Source organism: Flavobacterium anhuiense (assembly GCF_050990855.1).
GTDB lineage: Bacteria > Bacteroidota > Bacteroidia > Flavobacteriales > Flavobacteriaceae > Flavobacterium > Flavobacterium anhuiense_C.
Map to the genome: position 1 here is coordinate 430157 of NZ_CP158861.1, position 14651 is coordinate 444807.

At 34.3% G+C, this 14651-nt stretch carries 14 protein-coding genes; 10 read left to right on the forward strand and 4 right to left on the reverse strand.

Annotated features, from left to right (window positions below):
- Nucleotides 1-60: 60 nt before the first annotated feature.
- The 3 genes from ABTV69_RS02090 to hpt all read right to left on the reverse strand — a co-directional run bounded on the left by ABTV69_RS02090 (nucleotide 61) and on the right by hpt (nucleotide 2704).
- Complete coding sequence (locus tag ABTV69_RS02090) at nucleotides 61-1335, reverse strand: hemolysin family protein (RefSeq protein ID WP_433833813.1); 1275 nt, start codon at nucleotides 1333-1335, stop codon at nucleotides 61-63.
- A gap of 199 nt (nucleotides 1336-1534) precedes the next feature.
- Entirely contained in the window at nucleotides 1535-2107 is a 573-nt protein-coding gene (locus ABTV69_RS02095; protein ID WP_433833815.1) for an adenylate kinase, read from the reverse strand.
- 66 nt (nucleotides 2108-2173) lie between these two features.
- On the reverse strand, nucleotides 2174-2704 hold the full coding sequence (gene hpt / locus ABTV69_RS02100) for a hypoxanthine phosphoribosyltransferase (protein ID WP_433833817.1): 531 nt from the start codon (nucleotides 2702-2704) through the stop codon (nucleotides 2174-2176).
- A 187-nt stretch (nucleotides 2705-2891) separates the two neighbouring features.
- On the opposite strand from hpt, the gene ABTV69_RS02105 reads away from it, so the two are divergent.
- From ABTV69_RS02105 to ABTV69_RS02145, 9 genes are all read left to right on the forward strand, one after another.
- Nucleotides 2892-4166 (forward strand): PQQ-dependent sugar dehydrogenase, encoded by a 1275-nt coding sequence (locus tag ABTV69_RS02105; protein WP_433833819.1) that lies wholly within the window; start codon nucleotides 2892-2894, stop codon nucleotides 4164-4166.
- Nucleotides 4167-4565: 399 nt separating this feature from the next.
- Nucleotides 4566-6557: a TonB-dependent receptor gene (locus tag ABTV69_RS02110; RefSeq protein ID WP_433833821.1), complete on the forward strand. Its 1992-nt coding sequence runs from the start codon at nucleotides 4566-4568 to the stop codon at nucleotides 6555-6557.
- A 22-nt stretch (nucleotides 6558-6579) separates the two neighbouring features.
- On the forward strand, nucleotides 6580-7131 hold the full coding sequence (locus ABTV69_RS02115; protein ID WP_433833823.1) for a hypothetical protein: 552 nt from the start codon (nucleotides 6580-6582) through the stop codon (nucleotides 7129-7131).
- Between the two features lie 219 nt (nucleotides 7132-7350).
- Nucleotides 7351-8505 (forward strand): 5-(carboxyamino)imidazole ribonucleotide synthase, encoded by a 1155-nt coding sequence (locus tag ABTV69_RS02120; RefSeq protein ID WP_433833825.1) that lies wholly within the window; start codon nucleotides 7351-7353, stop codon nucleotides 8503-8505.
- Nucleotides 8506-8613: 108 nt separating this feature from the next.
- Nucleotides 8614-9099: a 5-(carboxyamino)imidazole ribonucleotide mutase gene (gene purE, locus ABTV69_RS02125; protein ID WP_110305564.1), complete on the forward strand. Its 486-nt coding sequence runs from the start codon at nucleotides 8614-8616 to the stop codon at nucleotides 9097-9099.
- Between the two features lie 159 nt (nucleotides 9100-9258).
- Nucleotides 9259-9486, forward strand: coding sequence for a hypothetical protein (locus ABTV69_RS02130; protein WP_433833827.1), 228 nt, complete (start codon nucleotides 9259-9261; stop codon nucleotides 9484-9486).
- On the forward strand, nucleotides 9486-9773 hold the full coding sequence (locus ABTV69_RS02135) for a type II toxin-antitoxin system RelE/ParE family toxin (RefSeq protein WP_433833829.1): 288 nt from the start codon (nucleotides 9486-9488) through the stop codon (nucleotides 9771-9773). The genes ABTV69_RS02130 and ABTV69_RS02135 overlap by 1 nt, the downstream gene beginning before the upstream one ends.
- A gap of 36 nt (nucleotides 9774-9809) precedes the next feature.
- Nucleotides 9810-11837 (forward strand): M3 family metallopeptidase, encoded by a 2028-nt coding sequence (locus tag ABTV69_RS02140; RefSeq protein ID WP_433833831.1) that lies wholly within the window; start codon nucleotides 9810-9812, stop codon nucleotides 11835-11837.
- A 143-nt stretch (nucleotides 11838-11980) separates the two neighbouring features.
- Nucleotides 11981-12640 carry a SanA/YdcF family protein gene (locus ABTV69_RS02145; protein ID WP_433833833.1) on the forward strand — a complete coding sequence of 220 codons (660 nt, stop codon included), beginning with the start codon at nucleotides 11981-11983 and terminating at the stop codon, nucleotides 12638-12640.
- 101 nt (nucleotides 12641-12741) lie between these two features.
- Here the strand turns inward: ABTV69_RS02145 and ABTV69_RS02150 are convergent, their stop codons facing one another.
- Nucleotides 12742-14004, reverse strand: coding sequence for a cation:proton antiporter (locus ABTV69_RS02150; protein ID WP_433833835.1), 1263 nt, complete (start codon nucleotides 14002-14004; stop codon nucleotides 12742-12744).
- Between the two features lie 138 nt (nucleotides 14005-14142).
- On the opposite strand from ABTV69_RS02150, the gene ABTV69_RS02155 reads away from it, so the two are divergent.
- Nucleotides 14143-14646 carry a GbsR/MarR family transcriptional regulator gene (locus ABTV69_RS02155; RefSeq protein ID WP_433833837.1) on the forward strand — a complete coding sequence of 168 codons (504 nt, stop codon included), beginning with the start codon at nucleotides 14143-14145 and terminating at the stop codon, nucleotides 14644-14646.
- The last annotated feature ends 5 nt before the right edge of the window (nucleotides 14647-14651 follow it).

Below are 14651 nucleotides of genomic sequence, written 5' to 3' on the forward strand. Positions count from 1 at the left end.
AAGTTTACTGACATTGCTGCTAACTTGAAACTTGAAACATTAAACTTGAAACAAATTTCTCTACTCTTTTAATGCTCTTACAAGCACTTTGTCAATCTTAACACCGTCCATGTCAATAACCTCAAGAACGAATTTCTGCCAAACCAATTTCTCTCCTTCTTTTGGAATATGAGAAAGCTCGGTCATAATCATTCCACTTACGGTATTTACTTCGTAATCGTTGGTTAATTCGTCCAACTCAAAATACGTCAAGAAGTCGTGCAACGAATAATGCCCGTCAACCAACCACGAACCATCTTCTCTTTCTATAAGTTGGAATTCATCTTTATAGAATTCCGCCGCATCACCTACCAAAGCCTCTAAAATGTCATTCAATGTAATCATACCTTGAAAAACACCATATTCATCTGAAACTAAAGCATAATGAACACCTGTTTTTTTGAAATTTTCTAAAGCTTTATAAGCTGTAGTCTGTTCCATCAAATAAGGTGCGTCAGATAATATTGAATTCAAATCGAAATTATCATTTTCGATATTGGCAAAAATATTTTTAAGTGTTACCACACCTACAATATCGTCGTAATTGTCATTGTAAACAGGATAAACGGCATGAAGATCCTGAACAACCAATTCTTTTATTTTTTCTTTATTGGCTTTTAACGGCAGCATGTCAACCGACTTGCGGTGTGTCATTAAAGAATTTACTTTTCTGTCTCCAATATGGAACACACGCTCCACAATATCTTGTTCAATTTCTTGAACTTCTCCTACTTCTGTTCCTTCTTTAATAATGGCTTTAATTTCTTCCTCCGTAACTTTTCCGTCAGCAGTTGGTTTTATTTGAAAAACATTCAATAAAAAATCTGTTGAAGAAGTCAATAACCAAATAAAGGGTGCCGTAATAATCGAAATCACCTTCATTGGCATTGCAACCATTTTTGCAATTGCCTCTGGATAATTTAATCCGATTCGTTTTGGAAGCAATTCTCCTAGAACCAATGAGAAGAAAGTTAAAACTACAACTACAATTCCCACTGCAATTGAATGTGCATAAGGTTTTAAAGCTGCAAAACCTGCGACAAATAGTTCTACATCGGCAGTAATTTTGTCACCAGAATAAATACCCGTCAAAATTCCGATTAAAGTAATTCCGATTTGTACTGTAGATAAAAACTTATTTGGGGAATTGGCTAAATCGAGTGCTGTTTTAGCACTTTTATTTCCTTTTTTTGCAGCGGTTTCAAGCCTGTTTTTACGGGCAGAAATCAAAGCAATTTCAGACATGGAGAAAACTCCGTTTAATAGAATTAGAAAAAATATAATTAGTATTTCCAATTGATAGTGGATTCGTTATAAAATGGTCTCGTTAATAGTAATTCGTAATCGTGATTTTTAGCTGTTACTTAAAAAACTAATTTTTCTAACCTTAAGACAGTGATTCTTAAAACATCTTAAGAAGCTAGTTTTATGGTTAGAAAAATAGTTCTTTGCGTTCCCGATAAATCGGAATGAAACGTGCAGCTGGAATAAGCTTCTACAAATTATCTATAACTGACGTTAATCGCTCTGTAATTTGTTCGATAGTTCCAATACCATCTACAGCATGAAACTTACCTTGTTCTTTATAATATCCAATAAGAGGAGCTGTTTTCTCATTGTACTCTTGGTATCTTACACGAATTTTTTCTTCGTCTTGATCGTCAACTCTTCCGCTTGTTTTTCCTCTTTCTAATAGACGCTTTACCAAAATTTCGTCATCAGCTTCTAAAGCAATTGTTGCTGTTACGCTAGATCCGATTGTTGGCAAAAATTGATCTAAAGCCTCAGCTTGATTGATTGTTCTTGGATAACCGTCGAACAAAAATCCTGCTGTATCTGGGTGTTTTTTTACCTCATCAATTAACATTGCAGTTGTTACTTCGCAAGGAACTAATTCTCCATTGTCCATAAAAACTCTTGCTTTTTTCCCTAGTTCAGTATCATTTTTTAAATTGAAACGAAAAATATCCCCTGTTGAAAGGTGTGTTAAATTATATTTTTCTTTTAAAAATTCTGCCTGAGTTCCTTTTCCTGCACCAGGCTTTCCAAATAAAACGATGTTAATCATAATTGAAATAAGTGTTGTTACTTCTGTCTTTCAGAAGTCTTTAAATGAATATATAGTTGTGTTTTGTTATTCTGCCAATTTGTAAACTTCCGTAAGGTTTCGTCCTAACCCATCATAGTCTAAACCGTAACCTACAATAAATTTATTCGGAATACGGATTCCGATATAATCGATTTTAATATCTTTTTTATACGCTTCTGGTTTAAAGAACAAGGTTGCAATTTTAAAATGCTTTACATTTTGCGCTTTAAACAAGTGCTTCAATTCTTCTACAGTATTTCCGGTATCTACGATATCTTCGATCACGATTACTGTCCTTCCTGTAAGATCATGACTGATACCAATTAATTCTTTAACCGATTCGGTACTTTCTGTTCCTTCATATGAAGCCATTTTAATGAATGAAACTTCACATGGTTTTTTATATTTTTTCAAAAAATCTGACACCACCATAAAGGCACCGTTCAAAACTCCAATAAAAATTGGCGTATCATCTCCAAAATCGTCTTCTACTTGAGTAACCAGTTTAGTCAAAGCAAAATCAATTTCTTTAGCCGAAATAAACGGAACAAATTGTTTATCGTGAAGTTGTATCATTATTTTTCTTTTTAAAATAATGGACAAAGATAAAGAATTAGAACTTAACAGCTTCTATCAAAACAAACTGTATTCGAGATATTTTTTTAGAATGTTAAATATCAGTTAATGTTTACAAATTATTTTATAACACTGTCTGATTTTTCAGTAAATTGTTGTGATATAATTATTTAACTCCGAAACATCAATGAAAAAATCCATAACCCTACTTTCTATACCATTATTAGCCTTACTAACTGCCTGCAATGGACAAGTAAAAAAAGAAGAAAAGGAAGCCTTAGCCAAACAGCCAGGAAATGTAGTAAAAACTGCCATTGGCGAAATTACCCTCCCGGCTCCCTACGCAACGGAATCTAAAACCAACAATAGTAAGGTGATTGGTTGGCCTACGGGCAAAGCGCCAAAAGCACCTCAAGGTTTTACAGTTACTAAGTTTGCAGACGGATTTGAGAATCCGCGTTGGACATATATTGCTCCCAACCAAGACATTTTTGTGGTCGAAAGCGGAACTCGCAGCAGTAAAAATCAAATTACAGTATTAAGAGATAAAGATAAAGATGGAAAATTTGAAACCCGCCAAGTTTTCATTTCTGGACTAAACAAACCTTTCGGCATGTTGGTTCTCAAAGACTTTTTCTACATTGCCAATACCGACGGACTATACCGTTATCCCTATAAAAACAATCCGTTAAAACTGGAAACTAAAGGAGAAAAAATCCTAGAACTTCCTGCGGGCGGCTATAACAATCACTGGACAAGAAATTTATTAGCCAATCAAAACGGAAGCAAAATCTATGTTTCTGTCGGTTCTGGAAGTAATAATGGAGAAAACGGAATGGACAAAGAAGTGCGTCGCGCCGCAATTCTAGAAATTAATCCTGACGGAACTGGTGAAAAAATCTTCGCGTCCGGACTGCGAAATCCTGTAGGAATGGATTGGAATCCAGTAAACAAAGAATTATGGACTGCGGTAAACGAACGTGACGAATTGGGAGATGACTTAGTTCCCGACTATATAACAAGCGTAAAAAAGGATGGTTTTTACGGATGGCCTTATTCTTATTTTGGAAGTATTCCTGACCCAAGAATGAAAGGCGAAAGAAAAGATTTGGTCGAAAAAACAATTGTTCCAGATGTTCCTGTCGGTGCCCACACCGCTTCCTTAGGATTGGCTTTTTATACAAAAGATGCTTTTCCTGCAAAATATAAAAATGGTGCTTTTATTGGTCAACATGGTTCTTGGAACCGTTCTAAAATTTCGGGTTACAAAGTTTTATTTGTTCCTTTTAAAGACGGAAAACCATCAGGAAAACCAGAAGATTTTTTAACCGGTTTTATTTCTGATGAAAATAAAGCAGAAGTTTACGGACGTCCAGTCGCTGTAACGGTAATGAATGATGGATCGCTTTTAGTAAACGACGATAGTGGCAATACCATTTGGAAGATCACTGCTAATAAATAAATTCCAAATTTTCATCCCAATCCCTAAGGACGGTAGCAATTACCAAAACTAGTTCTTAAAAAACATAAAGAAAATTTTAAACACATAGAAACATAGTCCCTAAACTGCGGGATTGTTTAAAAAGATGTTATTAAAAAATCTCGTTTTTTCGCATAGTTCAATATGCGAATTTAAATTAGTGAAACGCCTTTTTTGCCTCAATCAATACTATGTTTCTATGTGTTAAAAATAAATTCCAACAGCACATCTGCTGAGAAAAAATTCAAAATCCAAAATCGCTATTTAAATTTTATGCTTTTCAAAAAATATTTTCTTCTTCTTTTTGCATTCATTGTTTTTCAAAATCTAACTGCACAAGAAAAAGAAGTCCAAAATATTGACTCAATTAAAACTCAAAAATTGAACGAAGTTTTAATAAGTCCGCTTCATATTAATCGTGATTTGCAAAATAGTCCCGCTTCAATTGGCATTTTATCCGAAAAAGAATTACTTCGAAATAATACTACTGATATTAGTAATGTCATCAATACCATTCCTGGTGTTTTTATGCAATCTTCCAATATTACGACAACCCGAATTTCGATTCGAGGCATTGGTGCGAGAACTCCGTATGGAACGAATAAAATTCGAGCTTTTTACGGAAGCATTCCGCTAACTTCTGGGAACAGCGAAACCGTAATTGACGATATCGACCTTCAAAATATCAATCAAGTTGAAATTATAAAAGGACCACTTTCGAGTGTTTACGGCGCTGGATTGGGCGGTGCGATTTTAATTGCGCCTCAATCTTCAAAAGAAAATTATCAAGCTGAAGTCGGTTCGGTTTTTGGTTCTTACGGATTATTGAAAAATAGAATCAGTTTTGATTTGAATGAAAAAAACGCTTCTCTAAATCTGAGTTATCACAATTTAAAAACAAAGGGTTGGCGTCAAAACAGCGCTTACAATCGAGAAGGAATTACTTTGGGCGGAGAATTGTTCCGAAAGAAAAATAGCAAACTGACTTACTTTTCGAATTACACTTATGTGAAAGCGTATATTCCGAGTTCGATCAACAAAACGACTTTCGAAAATAATCCGCAGGCTGGCGCGCCGACTTGGGTTGCTTCACAAGGTTTTAAAGAATATAAATCGACTTTGGGCGGACTGGCATATGATTTTGAAATTAATGATCATTTGAATAATTCGACTTCGATTTTCATTAATTATAAAGACAGCAACGAACCGCGCCCATTCGATATTTTACGTCAATATACTTTTGCTTCGGGCGCAAGAACGCAGTTTTCTGGAGATTTTAAAATCGGAAAAATCAATAATCAATTTATTGCTGGATTGGAGTATTTCAGAGATAATTACAGCGGCAATACATTTCAAAATTTATATCTACAAAATAATGGAAACGGAAGTTTGCAAGGTGATCAGCTTACAGCGACCAATCAGAAAAGACATTTTTACAATATTTTTTCGCAAATCAGAACGTTGCTTTCTGATCGATTTGAAATTCAAGCAGGTTTAAATTACAACAAAACCAAATTTGAACTTCAAAATGATTTTCCCGCTTCCGCGAATAATCCGACGGAACATTATAGTTATGATGGCATTTTTTCGCCGCAACTTTCTTTTTTGTTCAAGCCAAATGAAATTCAGACTTTTTATTTTTCTGCAAGCCGAGGATTTTCTCTTCCAGCAACCGAAGAAACTTTAACGAGCACAGGAAATATCAATCAAAACATAAAACCAGAAACGGGTTATAATTTTGAATTGGGAAGCAAACTGCATCTTTTCAGCAAAAAATTATATGCCGAAATTGCGGTTTACCGAATGGAAATTAAAGATTTATTGGTTGCCAAAAGAATCGGAGACGATCAATACGAAGGTGTAAATGCTGGAAAAACGTTTCATGAAGGAATCGAAATTGCCTTAAACCACAATTGGCCCATTAATCGAATTTTCAATTTGAATTCTTATATAGGAACATCAATCGGGAATTATGAATTTAAAGATTTCGTCGATAACGGAAATGATTATTCCGGAAATAAATTAACGGGAGTTCCAGCCAATACCGCAAGCGCTGGCTTTAATTTAAACACGAATTCAGGATTTTATTTTGCGGCCGATTTCCAGTTTACAGATAAAATTCCGATGAATGATTCAAACGCCAATTTCTCCGATTCTTATTCCTTATTGAATTTAAAAACAGGTTATCAATTTGAGATTCTGTCAAATTTAAAAGCCCATTTAGATGCCGGAATCAATAATGTCGCGAATGAAAAATACGCTTCGATGATTTTGACGAATGCGACTGGAATTGGAAATGCGCAACCAAGATTTTATTATCCCGGATTACCTATAAATTATTACGGAATTGTCTCTCTGAATTACGTATTTTAGCATAGTACTTAATACTGTGAAAATGTTGTCTGAATTACAAAAAAAGCTGGATTACGTAAATGCTTATAGAGAAAATCGACTAGAAGCAGCACAGTATGTCTTGGAAAATCCTGACCTTTTCAGTGAATTAGTTTCCATTTGTTTTACGCCATCAGACAAAAACAATCATAAGGCCTGCTGGATTTTAGAATTTGTTTCTTACGAAGAATTGCTTTGGCTCCAGCCCCATCTTGATTTTTTCTGTTCAAATTTGAAAATCTTAAAAGATGAAAGTTCGCTTCGTCCGATTGCAAAAGTGACACAGCTTCTGGTGAAATCGCATTACAAGAAAAACGAAAACTGCATTAAACTCTCCGAAGAAAACCTTCAAGATTGTATTGAAGCAAGTTTTGATTGGTTGATTAATGATGTGAAAGTTGCCACAAAAGCCTATTCAATAAGAACTTTATACATTTTAGGAAATCATTACGACTGGATCCATCCCGAATTGAAAGTCATTATCGACAAAGATTTCGGAGATCATTCAGCCGCGTACAAAGCCGTCGCAAAAGAAGTTTTGAAGAAAATAAAATAGATTTTGTTTGCCACAGATTAAAAGGATTAAAAATGATTTTTTAAGGTTGCCACGAATTACACTAATTTTCACTAATTGCAGTGCGTTAAAAAATTTGTGCTAATTCGCGTAATTCGTGGCAAAAAAACAAAATTCTTTTAATCCTCTTAATCTGTGGCTAAAAACTAAATTTTGGCTAAAAAAAGATTAAAAAGTATCTTTGCAAAAACACAACGCAAAATGAATTATTTTTCTTCTGATTTTAAATTAGGAATATTAGGTGGCGGACAATTAGGTAAAATGCTTTTGTTCGACACTAGAAAATTTGATATACAAACTTACGTTCTAGATCCAAGCGACGAAGCGCCGAGTAAATTTGCCTGCAATAAATTCTTTCAAGGTGATTTAATGGATTATGATACGGTTTACAATTTCGGAAAACAAGTCGATGTTTTGACTTTCGAAATCGAATTGGTAAACCTTGAAGCTTTGACGCAATTAGAAAACGAAGGCTTAAAAGTATATCCATCTCCAAAAACCTTAAAAGGAATTCAGAATAAAGGAACTCAAAAAGACTTTTATACAGAAAGTAATATTCCAACTGCGTCTTATTTACGATTTGAAAATCCAGCGCAATTGCAAAAATCAGTTGGAAACAATGAAATCACGATTCCGTTTGTATGGAAATGTACCGAATTTGGTTATGACGGAAATGGCGTAAAAGTAATTCGTCAGATTTCAGATTTAGATAATCTTCCAAATGTAGAGTGTATCGCCGAAACTATGGTTCCGTTTAAAAACGAATTAGCCGTAATTGTCTGCAGAAATCCATCTGGAGAAATTAAAACCTATCCGGTTGTAGAAATGGAATTCCACCCGGAAGCCAACCAAGTTGAATACGTAATCTGCCCAGCAAGAATCGACGAAAAAGTTGCAGAAAAAGCAAGAGCAATTGCTTTAAATGTTTCTGAAAAATTCAATCACGTTGGACTTTTAGCGGTTGAAATGTTTCAGACTCAGGATGACGAAATTTTGGTTAACGAAGTTGCTCCTCGCCCACACAATTCGGGGCATTATTCTATTGAAGCAAGTTATACTTCACAATTCGAAAATCATTTACGCGCTATTTTAGATCTTCCATTAGGAAACACAGATAGCAAAGTGGCCGGAATTATGGTAAACTTAGTCGGTGCCGAAGGTTATTCTGGAAATGTCGTTTATGAAAATATCGAAACCATTTTAGGTTGGAACGGTGTTACGCCACATATCTACGGTAAAAAACAAACGCGTCCTTTTAGAAAAATGGGGCACGTAACTATTGTGAATGAGAATATGGCTGAAGCAAGAAGAATTGCTCAGGAAGTTAAGAATACTATTCGAGTGATTAGCACTTAAGCTAGTTTTCAGTCGCAGTCACAGTTTTACAGTTTATAACAAAATATTTTTTAAGTCTCAGCAACAACTTGAAACCTGAAACTTAAAACTTGAAACAAAAATAAAAACATGAGCAAAGTAGCTATTATAATGGGAAGCATCTCAGACATGCCAGTTATGCAAGATGCAATCGACATATTAAAACAATTCAATGTTGAAGTTGAAGTAGATATTGTTTCGGCACACAGAACGCCGGAGAAATTATTCGATTTCAGCAAAAATGCACACAATCGCGGGATTTCGGTAATTATTGCCGGTGCGGGCGGTGCAGCACATTTGCCAGGAATGGTAGCTTCGATGTCTCCGCTTCCTGTAATCGGAGTTCCAGTAAAATCAAGCAATTCGATTGATGGTTGGGATTCTGTTTTATCGATTTTACAAATGCCAGGCGGCGTTCCTGTTGCAACCGTAGCTTTAAACGGAGCAAAAAATGCGGGAATCTTAGCAGCACAAATCATCGGAAGCCATGACAAAAAAGTTTTGGACACGATTATTGCTTATAAAGAAGAATTGAAAGCAGCGGTCAATAAAGCGGCTGAAGGATTGAAAAAGTAATTTCACAGAGATACACGAAGAAGCACAGAGACACACAAAATTTTGTGAATCTCTGTGTTTTTTCTTTGTGAGCCTTTGCGAAATAGTCTGCCTCAGAATTATTAACTATTCGTTATAAAAATTTCTAAAAGAAAAACTTAACTTTGAGAAAAAAGCAAAATGAACATTCAAACTTCTAAAATAGAGCTGGCTAAAATTATTTTAGACATTGATAATCCTGACTTGATCAAGGAAATTGTTGATTTTATCCAATCCAAAGAAAACCTTTCTGAAGAGCAAAAAAGCAAGATCAACGAAGCCATTTATTCTTTAGAAAACAATGAAGGAATCCAACATGATGCTGTTATGGAGGAAACCAAAAATCGTTATTCTAAGTACTTCAAATAATGAATGTAATTTGGGCTCCACAAGCTAAAAAAGACTTTTGGAACAACATTGATTATCTGGAAGCAGAATGGTCTGAAAAAGTCGCTTTTAATTTTATTCAAAAAGTAAATACCACAATTGAACTTTTACAAAATGACAATGTTTTATTTATCAAAACGAATTACAAAAGCGTTTATAAAATTGTCATCACCAAACATATTTCACTTTTTTATCGCATCAATAACAACAATCTAGAATTACTTCGTTTTTGGAATAATTTTCAGAGTCCGGAGAAATTCAAACTATGATTTTCTAATTTATATTTTTAAACATTATACTTCAAAATGAGCGTATTAACACAATATTTCAATACCAAACATAACACCGCACCTTTTTCGCAAATTAAAATCGAAGATTACGTTCCGGCTTTTCAGGAAGGAATTGCTTTGGCTAAAGCCGAAATTGATGCGATTGTAAATAATCCAGAAGCACCGACTTTTGAAAACACAATTGTCGCAATGGATTATTCTGGCGATATTTTAGATCGTCTTTCTAGTGTTTTCTTCAATTTGCATTCGGCTGAAACGAATGACGAAATGCAGAAAATTGCTCAGGAAGTTTCGCCTTGGCTTTCAGAATTCGGAAATGACATTCGTTTAAATACTGAATTGTTTGCGAAAGTAAAAGCAGTTTACGATCAAAAAGAAAGTTTGAACCTCAACCCTGAACAAACGACTTTATTAGATAAAAAATACAAAAGTTTTTCTAGAAACGGAGCGAATTTGCCAGAAGACAAGAAAAATCAATTAAGAGAAATTGACAAAGAATTATCAAAATTGAGTTTGCAATTTGGCGAAAATGTTTTGGCAGAAACCAACAATTTCGAATTGCATTTAACGGATGAAAAAGATTTGTCTGGTTTACCAGAAGGCACAATCGAAGCCGCTAGATTATTAGCAAAAAATCAGGAAAAAGAAGGCTGGATTTTCACTTTAGACCATCCAAGTTATGTTCCGTTTTTGACTTATGCTGATAATCGCGAATTGCGTAAAAAAATGGCAATTGCTTTTGGCGCAAAAGGTTTTCAAAACAACGAATTTGACAATCAAGAAATTGTTTTAAAGATTGCTAAACTTCGTCATGAAAGAGCCAATTTATTAGGTTATAAAACGCATGCGCATTTTGTTTTAGAAGAAAGAATGGCCGAAAGTCCAGAAAAAGTATTTTCTTTCCTAAATGATTTATTAGCAAAAGCAAAACCAGCCGCTCAAAAAGAATTTGCAGAACTAACCGCTTTCGCAAAAGAATTAGACGGAATCGAGCAATTGGAAAAATGGGATGGTGCTTATTATTCTGAGAAATTAAAACAACAGCTTTTTAATTTAGATGATGAAAAACTAAAACCTTATTTCCAATTAGAAAAAGTTTTAGACGGTGCTTTTACAGTTGCTAAAAAATTGTACGGTTTAACGTTTACTGAAGTTTTTGATATCGATAAATACCACGAAGAAGTAACAACTTATGAAGTTCGTGATGCTAAAAATGATTTAGTTTCGATTTTCTACGCTGATTTCTTCCCAAGAAAAGGAAAAAGAAATGGCGCTTGGATGACTTCATTCAAATCGCAATATGTAAAAGACGGCGTAAACGAAAGACCACATATTTCGAACGTTTGCAACTTTACAAAACCAACCGAAACAAAACCTTCGTTATTGACTTTTAATGAAGTAACTACTTTATTTCACGAATTCGGTCACGGATTACACGGAATGTTGGCTGACACGGTTTATCCGAGTTTATCTGGAACTTCTGTTTATTGGGATTTCGTAGAATTGCCAAGTCAAATTATGGAAAACTGGTGTTACGAACCAGAAGCTTTGGCTTTATTTGCGAATCATTACGAAACGGGAGAAATTATTCCGATTGAGTATGTTCAGAAAATCAAAGAAAGTGCAAGTTTCCAAGAAGGTTTGGCAACATTGCGTCAGTTAAGTTTCGGATTATTGGATATGGCTTGGCACGGACAAGATCCAACGAATATTAAGGATCTTAAATCCTTCGAAACCGAGCAATTTGCAAACACGCAATTGTATCCAGATGTAAAAGAAAATGCGATGAGTACAGCTTTTTCACATATTTTCCAAGGCGGATATTCTTCTGGATATTACAGCTACAAATGGGCCGAAGTTCTAGATGCTGATGCTTTTGAATATTTCCATGAAAATGGGATTTTCAACGAAGAAATCGCTAAAAAGTTCAAAGACAATGTCCTTTCTAAAGGAGGAACAGAACACCCAATGACTTTATACAAACGTTTCAGAGGTCAAGAACCAAAACCTGAAGCTTTGTTGAAGAGAGCGGGACTTCTTTAATTTCTGATTTTAGATTTCTGATTTTAGATTAAATTCTGATCACTATAATTTTAGATTAAACCGAAGCTTTTCACTTCGGTTTTTTTATTTGATTTTGTCTAACTATCTTAGTATTTTTAAATCTTTATCTTACAAAATTTATCTTGAAAAAATATTTTAAAATAGCGTTTTACCTTATCATTATCGGATTGGTTGCGATTATCGCCATCAATTATTATGTAACCTCTTCTACTAAAACCAAGATTTATTACTCGGTGAAGAAGTTCCCAAAGAATGATGTCGGAATTATTTTTGGAGCTGGAATTAATGGAAATCAACCAAGCAAATATTTAAAAGACCGACTTGATGCAGGAATTATGCTTTGGAAAGCAAAACGTATCAATAAAATTCTGCTTTCTGGAGATAACGGCCGTGAAGAATATGATGAATTGACTGTAATGAAGAATTACTGTTACGATCATGGTGTTGACACCACAAAGATTTTTATCGATTATGCTGGTTTCGATACATATTCAACAATGTATCGTGCGAAACATATTTTCAAAATAAAAAGAGCCACTTTGATTTCTCAGAAATACCATTTAAATCGCGCGATTTACATCGGAAATAAATTGGGCGTAAAATCAGTTGGATATTCTGCAAATAAAGGAGAATATTTAGGCTACAATTATGTTCAATTCAGGGAATGTCTTTCTAGATGTAAATCTTTTTTTGATGTTTTAAGAAATCGCGAACCGAAGTTTTTAGGCGGAGAAATTAATATTAATGGAGAATCTAATTATTCTAAAGACGATAAACGATAAAAAACAAAACCCTACAAAAGAACTTGCAGGGTTTTCAGTTTAATAATCTAAGACAAAGAATAGAAATCTTTTTTCTTGCTTCTTGTCTCTTTCCAAATTCTTTACTCTTTCTCCAAAACTCTTTTAGCCAATTTCCCAACAGTCAATCCTTGAACTACAATTGAAAACAATACGACAATATAAGTTACCTCTAAAAGCAAGTTTTTATATTCGCTCTCTGGCATAGAAAGTACCAATGCAATCGAAACTCCACCACGAATTCCTCCCCAAACCAAAACCATCAAAGAACCTTTGTTGTATGCCGATTTGATTCCGAAGAATTTAAAAATGTCGAAGAATTTCCAAGGCAAAACAATCGAAGTTAATCTTGAAAACAATACAATAAAAATAGCTACAAAACCGGTTAGTAATTGTTTATTCAAATCTGGCAATAAAAGCAATTCAAAACCAATAAATAAGAATAAAACAGCATTTAGGATTTCGTCTATAAGTTCCCAAAACTTTCCCAGATAATCTTTAGTCACTTCACTCATGGCAACTTTTTTACCATAATTTCCAATAATTAATCCGGCTACTACCATAGCAAGCGGACTAGAAACGTGCAATGCCTGAGCAACTAAAAAACCTCCTGTTACGATAGAAAGTGTTATTAATACCGAAACTTTATAATCATCTACCTTTTTCATAACTCTTGAAGCAGTAAATCCGAAAACCGCACCTAATAAAAGTCCGCCGATTCCTTCTTCTATAAACAACCAGGTGATTGAACCAAAAGTCGCATCGAATGTTGGATCGGTTGCCATTTTTAGAACAACAGCAAACATTACTACTGCTACTCCATCGTTAAACAAAGATTCTCCAACGATTTTGGTTTCAATTCTCTTAGGAACTTTAGCTTCTTTTAAAACGCCCAAAACAACGATTGGATCCGTCGGTGAAATCAAAGTTCCGAAAACGAGACAAAAAATATAAGGTATATTAATTCCTAAAAGTGGTGCAATGTAATAAAGCAACATCGAAATAATTAAAGCTGATAATACTACGCTAACTGTAGAGTAAATCATAATAGACACTTTTTGCTCTTTTAAATCGGCCATATTTACGTGAAGAGCTCCTGCGAATAAAAGAAAGTTCAACATCGCTCCCATTAGGATTTCGTTAAAATCAAATTCCTTTATTAAATCAAAAAAATGTTTGGTAGTTGCAGGAAAATAAGAATCTCCCAAAAGACGAATTCCAACTGAAACCAGCATCGCAATAATCATAATTCCGATGGTTCCCGGAAGTTTTAAAAATCTTAAATTCAAATAGGCGAAGAAAGATGCTAGTACAATAAGCACCGAAAAAGTATAGTATAATTCCATAAAAAGTGATTTTTACAAAAATAGCTGTATCATCAGCTAATCAAAAATTTGACGAGTCGAATTAACATAACTTTATTATTTGTTAAATATGTTTCAAATATTTTTGAAAGTTTAAAAACTTTTACTTACATTTGACACATGGAATTCAAAGAGGCAAAAAATAAGTTCGTTCAGTCTTGGGGAGCATTAGGTTCTCAATGGGGCATTAATAAAACCATGGCACAGATTCATGCTTTATTAATGGTTTCAAACGAAGCTGTTTCTATGGAAGACATTATGGAAGAATTGCAAATTTCCCGCGGAAATGCAAGCATGAACTTAAGAGCTTTAATGGATTGGGGAATTGTCTACAAAGAATTTAAAGCTGGAGAAAGAAGAGAATTCTTTACAGCTGAAAAAGATTTGGACGAATTGGCCGTGAAGATTTCGAGAGAAAGAAGCAAAAGAGAAATCAAACCGACTCTTAAAATTTTAAAAGAGGTTTCATCTATTGATGTAAAAGATTCTGCAGAAGAAAAACACTTCGTAGATCAAACCGAAAAGTTGTATGATTTTGTTTTGAAAGTAGACAACATGTTAGACAAAATAACAGAGATGAACGAAAACTGGCTAGGTCGTATGGTTATCAAATTACTCAAATAAAAAAA

Excerpts from the sequence above, each read along its gene's own strand:
- ABTV69_RS02095 (WP_433833815.1), bottom strand. The coding sequence starts at position 2,107 with ATGATTAACATCGTTTTATTTGGAAAGCCTGGTGCAGGAAAAGGAACT.
- hpt (WP_433833817.1), bottom strand. The coding sequence starts at position 2,704 with ATGATACAACTTCACGATAAACAATTTGTTCCGTTTATTTCGGCTAAA.
- ABTV69_RS02105 (WP_433833819.1), top strand. The coding sequence starts at position 2,892 with ATGAAAAAATCCATAACCCTACTTTCTATACCATTATTAGCCTTACTA.
- ABTV69_RS02115 (WP_433833823.1), top strand. The coding sequence starts at position 6,580 with ATGTTGTCTGAATTACAAAAAAAGCTGGATTACGTAAATGCTTATAGA.
- ABTV69_RS02120 (WP_433833825.1), top strand. The coding sequence starts at position 7,351 with ATGAATTATTTTTCTTCTGATTTTAAATTAGGAATATTAGGTGGCGGA.
- purE (WP_110305564.1), top strand. The coding sequence starts at position 8,614 with ATGAGCAAAGTAGCTATTATAATGGGAAGCATCTCAGACATGCCAGTT.
- ABTV69_RS02130 (WP_433833827.1), top strand. The coding sequence starts at position 9,259 with ATGAACATTCAAACTTCTAAAATAGAGCTGGCTAAAATTATTTTAGAC.
- ABTV69_RS02135 (WP_433833829.1), top strand. The coding sequence starts at position 9,486 with ATGAATGTAATTTGGGCTCCACAAGCTAAAAAAGACTTTTGGAACAAC.
- ABTV69_RS02140 (WP_433833831.1), top strand. The coding sequence starts at position 9,810 with ATGAGCGTATTAACACAATATTTCAATACCAAACATAACACCGCACCT.
- ABTV69_RS02150 (WP_433833835.1), bottom strand. The coding sequence starts at position 14,004 with ATGGAATTATACTATACTTTTTCGGTGCTTATTGTACTAGCATCTTTC.
- ABTV69_RS02155 (WP_433833837.1), top strand. The coding sequence starts at position 14,143 with ATGGAATTCAAAGAGGCAAAAAATAAGTTCGTTCAGTCTTGGGGAGCA.